12 protein-coding genes are annotated in these 12,449 nt (G+C 61.2%); 3 read left to right on the top strand and 9 right to left on the bottom strand.

All coding sequences use genetic code 11. The annotated features are described in order from the left end of the window. Nucleotides 1-23: 23 nt before the first annotated feature. Together QD357_RS26930 and QD357_RS26925 are read right to left on the bottom strand one after the other, a co-directional pair. Nucleotides 24-638, bottom strand: a complete 615-nt coding sequence (locus QD357_RS26930; RefSeq protein ID WP_245407395.1) for a cadmium resistance transporter — start codon at nt 636-638, stop codon at nt 24-26. A gap of 91 nt (nt 639-729) precedes the next feature. Next, nucleotides 730-1,269: an SH3 domain-containing protein gene (locus tag QD357_RS26925; RefSeq protein ID WP_107106481.1), complete on the bottom strand. Its 540-nt coding sequence runs from the start codon at nt 1,267-1,269 to the stop codon at nt 730-732. Here QD357_RS26925 and QD357_RS26920 point away from each other — a divergent pair. Both QD357_RS26920 and QD357_RS26915 read left to right on the top strand, forming a co-directional pair. Beyond that, the gene (locus QD357_RS26920) at nt 1,269-1,439 is read left to right on the top strand and encodes a hypothetical protein (protein ID WP_210203673.1); all 171 of its coding nucleotides are present in this window, start codon (nt 1,269-1,271) and stop codon (nt 1,437-1,439) included. The genes QD357_RS26925 and QD357_RS26920 overlap by 1 nt on opposite strands. A gap of 20 nt (nt 1,440-1,459) precedes the next feature. Further along, nucleotides 1,460-2,461 (top strand): 2-hydroxyacid dehydrogenase, encoded by a 1,002-nt coding sequence (locus tag QD357_RS26915; protein ID WP_107106482.1) that lies wholly within the window; start codon nt 1,460-1,462, stop codon nt 2,459-2,461. Between the two features lies 1 nt (nt 2,462). Here QD357_RS26915 and QD357_RS26910 read toward each other — a convergent pair whose 3' ends face one another. The 4 genes from QD357_RS26910 to QD357_RS26895 form a co-directional block, all read right to left on the bottom strand. After that, complete coding sequence (locus tag QD357_RS26910) at nt 2,463-2,933, bottom strand: GNAT family N-acetyltransferase (protein WP_181315983.1); 471 nt, start codon at nt 2,931-2,933, stop codon at nt 2,463-2,465. Between the two features lie 8 nt (nt 2,934-2,941). Next, nucleotides 2,942-3,712, bottom strand: a complete 771-nt coding sequence (locus QD357_RS26905; protein WP_414125453.1) for a molybdopterin-synthase adenylyltransferase MoeB — start codon at nt 3,710-3,712, stop codon at nt 2,942-2,944. A 36-nt stretch (nt 3,713-3,748) separates the two neighbouring features. After that, nucleotides 3,749-4,876 carry a DNA replication/repair protein RecF gene (gene recF, locus QD357_RS26900; protein WP_414125452.1) on the bottom strand — a complete coding sequence of 376 codons (1,128 nt, stop codon included), beginning with the start codon at nt 4,874-4,876 and terminating at the stop codon, nt 3,749-3,751. Nucleotides 4,877-5,005: 129 nt separating this feature from the next. Beyond that, complete coding sequence (locus QD357_RS26895; RefSeq protein ID WP_107106486.1) at nt 5,006-5,482, bottom strand: MarR family winged helix-turn-helix transcriptional regulator; 477 nt, start codon at nt 5,480-5,482, stop codon at nt 5,006-5,008. A 210-nt stretch (nt 5,483-5,692) separates the two neighbouring features. On the opposite strand from QD357_RS26895, the gene QD357_RS26890 reads away from it, so the two are divergent. Beyond that, a complete protein-coding gene (locus tag QD357_RS26890; RefSeq protein WP_107106487.1) occupies nt 5,693-6,376 on the top strand; it encodes a glutathione S-transferase family protein in 684 nt (227 codons plus the stop codon). 112 nt (nt 6,377-6,488) lie between these two features. On the opposite strand, the gene dnaJ is transcribed toward QD357_RS26890, so the two are convergent. From dnaJ to QD357_RS26875, 3 genes are all read right to left on the bottom strand, one after another. Further along, on the bottom strand, nt 6,489-7,637 hold the full coding sequence (gene dnaJ / locus QD357_RS26885) for a molecular chaperone DnaJ (protein ID WP_107106488.1): 1,149 nt from the start codon (nt 7,635-7,637) through the stop codon (nt 6,489-6,491). Nucleotides 7,638-7,721: 84 nt separating this feature from the next. Continuing rightward, nucleotides 7,722-9,638, bottom strand: a complete 1,917-nt coding sequence (gene dnaK / locus QD357_RS26880) for a molecular chaperone DnaK (RefSeq protein ID WP_107106489.1) — start codon at nt 9,636-9,638, stop codon at nt 7,722-7,724. A 292-nt stretch (nt 9,639-9,930) separates the two neighbouring features. Next, complete coding sequence (locus QD357_RS26875) at nt 9,931-12,282, bottom strand: transglycosylase domain-containing protein (protein WP_414125451.1); 2,352 nt, start codon at nt 12,280-12,282, stop codon at nt 9,931-9,933. Between the last annotated feature and the right edge of the window lie 167 nt (nt 12,283-12,449).

Raw genomic sequence — 12,449 nt, 5'->3', positions numbered from 1 at the left:
CGGGCGGCTTTTTTGGTTTGGCATTAAAGGCGGCCAAGGAACTCTATGGTTCCGGCCTCATGGAGAATGAGTATTCCAAGGCCCATGAGGACGAACGGCACTATCAGATGTCCATAACGTCTGATCGGGGCGCCGATCGTCGGGTGATTGACGAGGAAGTGCGCGGCGGCCAGCCACAAGGCCGTCATCAGCGCAAAAACAATGGCGATGATGGCGATCTCATCGATCGTGCGCGTGGCGAAGAGCGGAGTGTAGATGCTGATATTATCGCCGCCATTCGCAATCGTCACCGCCGCGACGGCAATGATATTGCCATGCCCGATTGACGCCTTCTCATGGTCTTCCGGATCATCCTCTTCTTCACGGCCTTGCCGCAACGCCCATAGCTTCTTCAAACCGAGGAAGATCGGCACCAAGCCGAGAAGGCCGATATAGGCGGCGGGAACAACGAGAGAGATCAGGGAGGCAACGGCGCTTACGCCACAAAGAGTGGCAATGCCCAGATATTGGCCGAGGACAATTTGCCGGGCGCGGAATTTACGGTCGGCAAAAAATCCGAGCAGGATAAAAATATCGTCCACATTCGTCGATGCAAACAGGACGATGGCAATGCCGAGATTCCCGAACAAATAGTCCACGAGCACCGTTCCCTGCCCTGGATACCGATGCATCACCGCATCGAAAAAATCACGCGGTCGCGGCTGCCATGGAGCCTTGCGGGGCTTTCTTTTACTTGAAGGCTTCACCGGGGTAGGCGCCCCAGATTTCGGATTGCGCCACCCAGCCTTCGGTGCCGTCGGCGGTCGCCAGGCACCAGTCGCCAGTGCATTCGCGGATATTCATCATCACGCCCGGCTGGAGCTTGGCAATGACGGTGCTCGACGGCTGCGCGTCGCGGCGCATGTTGACGAAGACCGCCTTGCCCTTGCCCTTCATCCACGGCGCGGCGATGGCCGAGCGCTGGCCGGAGAGCAAGGACTGGTTGACCCAGCCTTCGGTGCCGTCGGCGTCACGCACGCGGCGCCAATTGTCATATTCCTGAATGATCTCGACCGGCAATCCCTGCTTGAGATAGAGCCACGACACGGCGTAGTCCCCGCTGGGGCCGACGCGCAGGTTGACGCGCTTCGACTTCAAGGTGACGAACCTCGGCAGCGGTAATCCGCTCGGTCCCTTGGCGGCCTGGGCCGCGGCAAGATCGGCGGTGGCGCCGGCCATCATCAGGCCGATCGCAAAAGCAGCGCAGGACTTCAGGATTTTGCCACGCATTGGATTTCCGTTCGCTCATCATGACCAAGACGCCGTCAGGCGACTTTTTTGTTCCGGTCATCGGCAAATCCCTGCGCCTCGCGCGCGAGTTTTGTTTGTCTTCGCCTGCGGGTCTGGTAGAAATGCCCGGAACGGGAAAATTATCCTGCTTCTTGGTTAAGAACATCTGAACAAGGCATCGCCGGTCGCCATGACGACGAAGAAAAAACCGAAGGTCTATATCACGCGCAAACTGCCGGATGCGGTGGAGACGCGGATGCGCGAACTCTTCGATGCCGAGCTCAACATTGACGATACGCCGCGTACCCAGGCTGAGCTTGTCGAGGCCGTCCGGTCCGCCGATGTGCTGGTGCCGACCGTCACCGACCGCATCGATGCTGCGCTGATCGAGGAAGCCGGGCCACAGATGAAGCTGATCGCCAGCTTTTCCAATGGTACCGACCATATCGACATCGAAGCCGCCGCTCGTCGGGGCATCACGGTCACCAACACGCCGAACGTTCTGACCGAAGACACGGCCGACATGACCATGGCATTGATCCTCGCCGTGCCGCGACGTCTCGCCGAAGGTGCGCGCGTGCTGACGGACAAGCCCGGCGAATGGGCCGGCTGGTCGCCCACCTGGATGCTCGGCCGCCGGATTCACGGCAAGCGTATCGGCATCGTCGGCATGGGCCGTATCGGCACCGCCGTCGCCCGCCGTGCCAAGGCTTTCGGCCTGTCGATCCACTATCACAACCGCAAGCGTGTCAGCATAACGACCGAAGACGAGCTGGAGGCGACCTATTGGGACAGCCTCGATCAGATGCTTGCCCGCGTCGATATCGTTTCCGTCAACTGCCCATCTACGCCCGCGACCTTCCATCTGATTTCGGCGCGCCGGCTCGCGCTGCTGCAGCCGACCAGCTATATCGTCAACACGGCGCGCGGCGATGTCATCGACGAAACGGCGCTGATCAAGATCCTGCGCGAAGGCAAGATCGCCGGCGCCGGTCTCGACGTCTTCGAGAACGAACCGGCCGTCAATCCGAAGCTGGTAAAGCTCGCCAACGAGGGCAAGGTGGTGCTGCTGCCGCATATGAGTTCGGCCACGCTCGAAAGCCGCATCGACATGGGCGACAAGGTCATCATCAACATCCGCGCCTTCATCGACGGCCATCGCCCACCGAACCGCGTTTTGCCATTTCGCTGAGCTAAATCAGGATCTTCCGCATCTCGATCGACGTGGTGCGATCGAAGCCGGCATGGCGGGCCTCGGCGGTTTTCTGGAATCCCCAGTTGGCAAAGGTAGTGTGATTGCCGGTCAGTTCGACTCGCGTTTCCAGCCGCAGCGCACCGAGTCCACGCTCCCGCGCAGTCCTCTCCGCGAGCCTCAGCAAGCGCCTGCCGATCCCCTTGCCCTGCGCGGCCGGTAGGACCGCGAGCTTGCCGATATAGAGGCTATCCGGTTCCGGACGGCAGAATGTGCAGCCGGCTAATCGATTGTCTTCGAAGGCCACATAGGCGATTTCGTTCTTTGCCTTTTCCCTGAGCGATTGCGAGGTCAGCGACAGCGCTGACGAGGGCGGATCGATCCGCCCGTTCATATAGGCGAAGGAGGCGAGAATGAGCGCAAGCAACTCGTCCCAGCGGTCGAAGCTGTCGTCGAGACGCTGAAGAATGATATCGGTCATTATTCCGCCGCGGCCCTGGAGCGCTTGCGGCGATAACGGACAGTCTCGAAGCGGGCGGCAAGCCCGTCATAGAGCAGCAGCCGGCCGATGAGCGGTTCGCCGATGCCGGTGATGAGCTTGATCGCCTCCATTGCCATCAGCGTGCCGATGACGCCGGTCAAGGCGCCGATGACGCCAGCCTCGGCGCAGGCGGGGATAAGGCCCTCCGGCGGCGGTGCCGGGAAGAGATCGCGATAGCGCGGATTGGGCAGGCCGTCGGCGTCATTCTCATAGGGTTTCAGCGTCGTCACGGACCCGTCGAAGCGTCCGACTGCGCCGGTCACGAGCGGCAGGCGCGCCGCCTCGGTCGCATCGGCAGCGGCATAGCGCGTGTCGAAATTGTCGGAGCCATCGATGACAAGGTCGAAACCGGCAAGATGTCGCGTCGCGGTATCGGGGCTGAACCGTTCCTCGAAACGGATAGTATGCACATGCGGATTGAGGCGGGCGATCGCATCCGCCGCGCTCTGCGTCTTCAACTCGCCGATCGTCCCCGTATCGTGAATCACCTGCCGCTGCAGGTTGGAAAGCGAAACACGATCGTCATCGGCAATACCGAGCGTGCCGACACCGGCGGCGGCGAGATATTGCAGCACCGGCGTACCAAGGCCGCCGGCGCCGATGACCAGCACGCGTGCCTCCTTCAATCTTTGCTGACCGGCGCCGCCGACCTCGGGCAAGAGGATATGGCGGTGATAGCGGGCGATTTCGTCTGAGCTCAAAGGATCCATGCGAGCGAGCCTATCACAATTGCGGCGGAGGAGGCGCTAGGATTTCGTAATGCCGCCATGCGCGACGGTAAAGAATTGCGCGCGCTCGCCAAGCGCGGAAAACATCGCCTTGTCGGTGCCAGTCATGAAGGCCTGGCCGCCGAGCCCGTCGATCAGGTCGAAGAGGGCGGCGCGCCGGCCTTCGTCCAGATGCGCAGCGATTTCATCGAGCAGCAGGATCGGTGCATGGCCAGTCAGGTTGCCGACGAGGCGGGCATGGGCGAGGACAAGGCCGACGAGTAGCGCTTTCTGTTCGCCCGTCGAGCAACGCTCCGCCTCCATACCTTTCTCACGATGACGTACCAGAAGATCGGCGCGGTGCGGGCCGTCAAGCGTGCGCCCGGCGGCCGCGTCGCGATAACGTCCCTCGCGCAGCATTTCGGCATAACTGTCCTCGAGATCGACGGCGGGGCGATCGAATTGCCCATCAAGAAAGCCGGAGAGTTCAAGCGCGGCTGATGGAAAGGGCGTTGCTTCACGCGATTCGGCGATCAGCCGCGAGAGAAGGCCGAGCATTTCCTGCCGGGCAAGCGCCATGGCGATGCCGAGGCTCGCCATTTGCTCCTCGATGCCGGCAAGCCAGGACGGATCGAATCKGCCTTCGCCAAGCAGTTTGTTGCGGCTGCGCATGGCGCGCTCGAAATCGCTGGCGCGGCGGCCATGTGCCGGATCGAGCGACAGCACCAGCCGGTCGAGGAAACGGCGCCGTTCGGAGGAGCCGCCAGTGAACAGCCCGTCCATGGACGGCGTCAGCCAGAGCACGCGCAAATGGTCGGTCAACTCATCCGCGGTCTTGGCCGGTGTGCCGTTGATCCGGAGCTTGCGTGCCGTCGTCTCGTCGGTCGCGTCGACACCGGTGCCGATCTCGACTTCGCCGTCCATGCCATCAAGCTCGGCGAAGATCGAAAAGCCGCCCGATGCGTCGACGCGGGTGACATCCGCATAAGCCGCGCGCCGCAGCCCGCGCCCGGGTGAAAGGAAGGAGATTGCCTCCATCAGATTGGTCTTGCCGGCGCCGTTATCGCCGGTCAGCACCACATGCCGCTMGTCAAGCGCAAGCGACGCCGCCGCATAATTGCGGAAGTCGGTCAGCTTCAGGCGCGAGATGAAAACCTTGTGCGGCATCGGGCATCCGGATTCGTTCTGGCCAGAGAGCTATGCCGAACGATGCATAAGCGCAAGAGCCGCCCGCCATCGCCATTCCCGCCCTCCGAAAGAGCGCGCCTATCGATCGCACGCATAGGTCGGCCGATTTTATCGCGGCGCATCGGGATTTCGCGACAACGCGGCCAGCAAATCGGCCAATTGGTCGGCTCGGGCATCATCCAGCTTGTCACCCACATGGCGTTGGAGCGCCGAGGCATAGACGGTCCACATGCGGGCCTGTATGGCACGACCGGCATCTGTAACAATGACCCAGCGGCCCCGACCATCGTCAATAAATACTTCGCGCTGAACAAGGTTGGCCCTCTCCATTCTGTCGAGAAGGCGGGAAAGGTTGTGTTGCGCCAGGAGTGTACGCTGCTCGATCTCATAAGGGCGCAACTTGCCATCTTCGGCTCGCGACAGCTCGAGCAGAACGTCATACCAGCCGAGCGGCGGCAAGTCGGCTGTCTTCAAGTCCCGTTCGATTGCTGCAAAAACAAGTTGTTGCGCACGCATGAGGCGTACCCATGCCCGCGTGATCGCGGTTGATGGCCGTGGGGCTGTGGTATCTGAACAATCGGACATAGATGCAATTACATCTACATTGACCGATAAGGCAAGCTCTTATATAGATGCAATTACATCTATCTCGAGCGGAGACCTTTTCATGACCCAGCATCGCCTGACAGACCCCGGCGTCGTGCTGCTGTCCATTGCGCAATTCCTGTTCGGCGACGGGCCTTGCGCGCTCCGATCCTCACTTCCAATTCGCTGATTCACAGAAGGAGCTATACGATGTCCGACGCCAAGCTGACCCTCATCAGCCATCACCTTTGCCCCTACGTCCAACGCGCCGCCATCGCGCTTGCCGAAAAAGGCGTGCCGTTCGAGCGTCGCTATGTCGATCTGGCGGCAAAACCCGACTGGTTTCTTGCAATTTCCCCTCTTGGCAAGGTGCCCCTGCTGATCATACGTCAGGATGATGGTACTGACGCGGTCCTCTTCGAGAGTGCCGTCATCTGCGAATACCTGGAGGAGACCCAACCTGGCGGTCCGCTACATCCCGCCGATCCGCTCACGCGTGCCCGGCATCGCGGGTGGATCGAATTTGGTTCCTCCATCCTCTCGGACCTATGGGGATTCGAGACTGCCAAGGATGCCCAAACCTATGAGGTCAAGCGTACGGCGCTGGTCGACAAATTCGCGCGTGTGGAAGCACAATTGGGTGAGGGGCCGTTCTTCGCCGGCACTGCATTCAGCCTCGTCGATGCTGTGTTTGCGCCGATTTTCCGCTATTTCGATGTGTTCGATATCATCGCTGCGACTGGCATATTCGCTGAGCTGCCGCGCGTCAGGTTCTGGCGTGCGTCTCTTGCTGCCCGGCAAAGCGTCAAGGACGCCGTAATGGACAACTACGGAGATCGCCTCAAGATGTTCCTTCAGAACCACGATGCGTGGCTGCTGAAACTCGCAAACTGAAAGATCGAGCGCGTCATCATCTGACGCGCAGCCCGCCTGGATTCCACAATATGTGAGTTAGTGGCCGGCCGAATCATCGGCCGGTTTCACGTGAAGCAATGTGATTCGCCGCTTAGTCGCTGAACGTGTCGAAGAAATCCTTCATGCGGGCAAAAAAGCCCGTTGATTCGGGATTGTTGTCCTTCGAGGAGATCTGCTCGAATTCCTGCAGCAGCTCGCGCTGGCGCTTGGTGAGCTTTTGCGGCGTTTCGATCTGGATCTGAATGTAGAGATCGCCGACCTGGCTGGAGCGCAGCACCGGCATGCCCTTGGCCTTCAGGCGGAATTGCTTGCCGACCTGCGTGCCTTCGGGAACGGTGACGCGCGATTTCGTGCCGTCGAGTGTTGCGACGTCGAAAGTGCCCCCAAGGGCAGCCGTCGTCATCGAGATCGGCACAGCACAATAGAGATCGGCCCCATCGCGCTGGAAGAATTCATGCGGCTTGACGGAGAGGAAGATATAGAGATCGCCCGAAGGCCCGCCACGCAGGCCGGCTTCGCCTTCGCCCTGCAGGCGGATGCGCGTGCCATCCTCGATGCCGGCCGGGATGTTGACCGAAAGCGAACGCTCTTCGGTCACGCGGCCCTGACCGTGGCATTTGGTGCAGGGATCGGGAATGATCTGGCCGCGGCCATGGCAGGTCGGACAGGTGCGCTCGACCGAGAAGAAACCCTGTGCGGCCCGTACGCGGCCGGCACCCTGGCAAGTACCGCAGGTCTTCGGCTGCGTGCCCGGCTTGGCGCCGGAACCGGAGCAGACGTCGCATGTGATGGAGGTCGGCACGCGAATCTGCGCCGTCTTGCCGGTGAAGGCCTCTTCGAGCGAGATTTCCATGTTGTAGCGAAGATCGGCGCCGCGTTCGCGACCGCCGGAAGAACGCCCGCGCGAGCGTCCGCCACCCATCATCTCGCCGAAAATATCTTCGAAAATATCGGAGAAGCCACCGCCGCCGAAGCCGCCGCCACCAAAACCGCCGCCGCCGCCCATGCCGCCATGTTCGAAGGCAGCATGGCCATAGCGATCATAGGCCGCGCGCTTCTGCGGATCCTTGAGCGTCTCGTAGGCTTCGTTGATTTCCTTGAACTTTCGCTCGGCGTCCTTATCCTCCGGGTTCTTGTCCGGATGAAATTTCATCGCCAGCTTGCGAAAAGCGCTTTTCAGCTCTTTCTCGTCTGCCGTTCTGGCGACACCCAACGTGTCGTAAAAGTCCGCTTTTGCCATTAAGGAATAGACCCCGGAAATGGATTTCCGGCTGCCCTAAGGCAGCCGGATCTGAGTTTCCGCAAAACCAGTTAAGGTTTGCGATTATGCCGACCGCTTGCGGTCGTCCTCGTCCTTGATTTCCTCGTAGTCGGCGTCGACGACATCGTCCTTGCCACCTGCCGAGGCATCAGCGGTAGAGCCTTCCGCCTGCTGGGACTCATAGATCGCTTGGCCGAGTTTCATGGAAACTTCCATGAGGGTCTGGGTCTTGGCCTTGATGTCTTCGGCATCGGGCTCGGAAGCTTCGGTTGCCGCCTTCAGTGCTGCAATCGCATCGGAGATCGCGTTGCGGTCCGCTTCGGTTACCTTGTCGCCATAATCCTTCAGCGACTTCTCGCTGGAGTGGATCAGGCTTTCGGCCTGGTTCTTGGCTTCCACGCCTTCGCGGCGCTTCTTGTCTTCGGCAGCGTGCGCTTCGGCATCCTTGACCATCTTTTCGATGTCGGCGTCAGAGAGGCCGCCCGAAGCCTGGATGCGGATCTGCTGTTCCTTGCCCGTGCCCTTGTCCTTGGCCGAAACCTGGACGATGCCGTTGGCGTCGATATCGAAGGTGACTTCGATCTGCGGAACACCACGCGGAGCCGGCGGCAGGCCAACGAGGTCGAATTGGCCGAGCAACTTGTTGTCGGCAGCCATTTCGCGCTCGCCCTGCGAAACGCGGATGGTCACGGCCGACTGGTTGTCGTCGGCGGTCGAGAAGGTCTGCGACTTCTTCGTCGGGATCGTCGTGTTACGCTCGATCAGACGGGTGAAGACGCCGCCCAGCGTTTCGATGCCGAGAGACAGCGGGGTCACGTCGAGCAGCAGAACGTCCTTGACGTCGCCCTGCAGAACGCCGGCCTGGATGGCGGCGCCGAGTGCGACGACTTCATCCGGGTTGACGCCCTTGTGCGGCTCCTTGCCGAACAGTTGCTTGACGATTTCCTGCACCTTCGGCATGCGGCTCATGCCGCCGACGAGAACGACTTCGTCGATTTCAGCGGCGGTAACGCCGGCATCCTTGAGCGCTGCCTTGCAGGGAGCGATCGTGCGCTGCACGAGATCGTCGACCAGGCTTTCCAGCTTGGCGCGGGTCAGCTTCAGCGTCAGGTGCTTCGGACCGGTGGCGTCTGCCGTGATGAAGGGCAGGTTKATTTCGGTCTGCTGCGAAGAGGATAGTTCGATCTTGGCCTTTTCAGCAGCTTCCTTCAGGCGCTGCAGAGCGAGCTTGTCGCCCTTGAGGTCGATGCCGTTGTCCTTCTTGAATTCGGCAACGAGATATTCGACGAGACGCATGTCGAAGTCTTCACCGCCGAGGAAGGTATCGCCGTTGGTCGACTTCACTTCGAAGACGCCGTCGCCGATTTCCAGGATCGAGATATCGAAGGTGCCGCCGCCAAGGTCGTAGACAGCGATCGTCTTGCCGTCCTTCTTGTCGAGGCCGTAAGCGAGTGCAGCAGCCGTCGGCTCGTTGATGATGCGCAGAACTTCAAGACCGGCGATCCTGCCGGCATCCTTGGTTGCCTGGCGCTGCGCGTCGTTGAAGTAAGCGGGAACGGTGATGACGGCCTTTTCGACCTTTTCGCCGAGATAGGATTCGGCGGTTTCCTTCATCTTCTGAAGGATCATTGCGGAAACTTGTGCGGGCGAATAGCCCTTACCCTGCGCTTCGACCCAGGCATCGCCATTGTCGCCGCGAACGATGTTGAAAGGAACGAGATGCTTGTCCTTCTCGACGGTCGGATCTTCGTAGCGGCGGCCGATCAGGCGCTTGACAGCGAAGAGGGTATTGGTGGGGTTGGTGACCGCCTGGCGCTTCGCCGGCTGGCCGACGAGGCGTTCACTGTCGTCCGTGAAGGCTACCATTGAGGGGGTGGTGCGGGCGCCTTCGGCATTCTCGATCACTTTCGCGTCCTTACCGTCCATGACGGCGACGCAGGAATTCGTGGTTCCAAGGTCGATACCAATTACTTTTGCCATGTCATTCTCTCCTTGAAGCAAGCTATCGGAACCCCTGTCAGGCATTCCATTGACAGCCCCTTACGGGATGGTCTTGAGGATTGCGCAGCCATGACTGCGGTGATGCCGCGTATATAAGTAGCGGTTTTACTGACTGCAAGGCAGGAAATCACCCGGAATCCAGCAAAACGAATGGTTTGTCGTCCAAATTCCACAGTGTCCCATCGAGGCGGGGAGCCTGCGGAATTTGCGCGACCATCTATCAGATCAGCCTTGACCCGGCCATGCAAGCGGCAATGCTGAGAATCGCTTCTTATTGCCCCAGGATGATGTCGAGAAGCGAGGAGCGGTGCCGCCGGACCGTCGCCGTCGTCGGGCCGGGATCGCCGATATCGGCAGGCGGGATATCGTCGTCGTACCGGTCCGAGCTGTAAGGATTGTTGTCGGCAAGGCCCACGGGCGGCAGATCCTCGGGATCGTCGTTCATCGCGGCCTGGTTGACGGGTTGCTGCTGCTGGATCGGTTGCTGCGCCGGGCGCTGCCGGATCATGGGCTGGCTCTGCTGCTGCGCGCCCTGGCCGTCATCGCTGCCGGAGATGATGGCGCCGATCGTCGTCTGCTGGTCGGTGTTCGGCTGGGCTTCCGCCACCGGCAGGCCGTTGTCGATGATCTGGCCGCCGCCGAAGATCGGGGTCGGCGTCAGGCCCTTATGGGCGGCGACCATGAATTCTTTCCAGGCCTTGGCCGGCAGTCCGCCGCCCGTTACCTTCTTCATCKATTTGCCGTCGTCATTGCCGAACCAGACGCCTGTCGTCAGATGGCTGGTGAAGCCGACGAACAGCGCATCGCGGAAGGATTGCGTCGTGCCGCTCTTGCCCGCCGCCTGCCAGCCGGGAATGCGGGCGGCCTTGCCGGTTCCGAAGTTGATGACGCCGGCCATCATCGCATTCATGTTGGTGACGACATCAGGATTCAGGACCTGCGGTGGATTGTCGAAATTTGCCTGATAGAGCACCTTGCCGGAGGCGGTCGTCACCTTGGCGATAACGTGTGGTGTCGCCTTGTAGCCGCCGTTCATGAAGGAGGCATAGGCCGAGGTCAGCTCCAGCAGCGAGACTTCCGACGTGCCGAGTGCGATCGAGGCATTGGCCTGCAGGTCGGATTCGATGCCCAGCCGATGCGCGACCTTGACCACCTGCTCCGGTCCTACTTCGGTCGCAAGCTGGGCGGCCACCGTGTTCAGCGAATGGGCTACGGCCGTGGCGAGCGTTACCGGCCCGCTATATTTCTGCTCGTAATTCTCCGGCGCCCAATTGCCGATTTTCACCGGCACGTCGTTGCGGATGGAGTTCGGCGTCAGGCCCATCTCCAGTGCCGCGGTATAGACGAAAGGCTTGAAGGCTGAGCCCGGCTGGCGCTTGGCGGTGACGGCGCGGTTGAACTGGCTCTGCGCATAGTCCCGGCCACCCACCAATGCGCGGATCGCGCCCGTTGCGTCGACGGAGACGAGGGAGGCTTGCGAAGCGTTGAGTTTCTTACCGTCCTTGGCAAGCACATCGTTGAGCGCCTGTTCGGCCTTCTGCTCCAGCGACATGTCGATCGTGGTGTCGACGGTCAGATCCTCTTTGACGGCGCCGCCGATCAGGCCGGGAAGCTGGTCCATGACCATATCAGCGACATAGTTCTGCGCGCCGCTCCAATAGCTCGTCGCGTGCGTCGGCGGCTGCGACATCGCCGTCTTGATATCGGCTTCGCTGATGAAGCCCTGATCGCGCATCGCCTGCAGCACGAGCTGGGCGCGAGCCTCGGCTGCGGCGGGATCGCGGGCGGGCGACAGCTTCGACGGCGCCTTGACGAGGCCGGCGAGCATGGCTGCTTCGCCGAGATTKACGTCGCGGGCCGACTTGTTGAAGTAACGTTGTGCCGCCGCCTCAACGCCATAGGCATTCGCGCCGAAGTAGACGCGGTTCAGGTACATCGTAAGGATCTGGTCCTTGGTGTACTTGTGCTCCAGCCAGATGGCGAGCAGCACTTCCTGCACCTTGCGCTCCAGCGTGCGCTCCGGCGACAGGAAGAGGTTCTTGGCGAGCTGCTGTGTCAGCGTCGAGCCGCCCTGCACGGCATGGCCGGTCAGCACGTTCGTCACCACTGCACGGCCAAGGCCGATCGGATCGAAGCCGAAATGCGAATAGAAGCGGCGATCCTCGATGGCGACGATCGCCTTGGGAATATAGGGCGACATATCGCTCAGCGTCAGAGCTTCGCCGCCGGTCGCGCCGCGATTGGCGATGATGCTGCCGCCGAGATCGGCGATCTTGACGTTCGGCGGCCGGTCGGGAATGGCCCAGGTGCTGGCGTTCGGCATGCGCGATCCGTAATAGACCACGAGACCCGCGGCGCCGATGCCGGCCCAGATGCAGAGTACGATACCCCAATAGATCACCGAGCGGACGAAGCCGAAAAAGCCACCGCCACGCTCGCGACGCGGCTGCTTACGCCGTTTTTTGGAGCGGCGCGGTCTGTCCGGCAGAGGGTCCTCGCCGCGACCGGAAGAACGCCCGCCGCCGGCAATCCGCTCGCCCGCGCTGAAACCATCATCGCTGCGTTCGTTGCCGCTTGAAAACGAGGGTTCTATCCTCTGGCCTGATCTGCTTTTGCCTGCCATTGCGGACCGGTCGTACCCCCGATGGTTCCATATGCCGATGTCTGATGTTGGGCTGTCACGCGCCCGCTCGTCCCCCGCGCTCGCATCGCCTGGGCATTAAAGCCCGGGTGAACTGTAAATGCGGCGATTTAAGGAGGGATTAAAAACATCTTTAACCGATCGCAGCG

It is taken from the genome of Rhizobium sp. BR 317 (assembly GCF_047445835.1).
GTDB classification, from domain to species: Bacteria; Pseudomonadota; Alphaproteobacteria; order Rhizobiales; family Rhizobiaceae; genus Rhizobium; species Rhizobium paranaense.
Note: the sequence above shows the minus strand (reverse complement) of the source record. Positions and strands in the feature narration are given on the sequence as shown.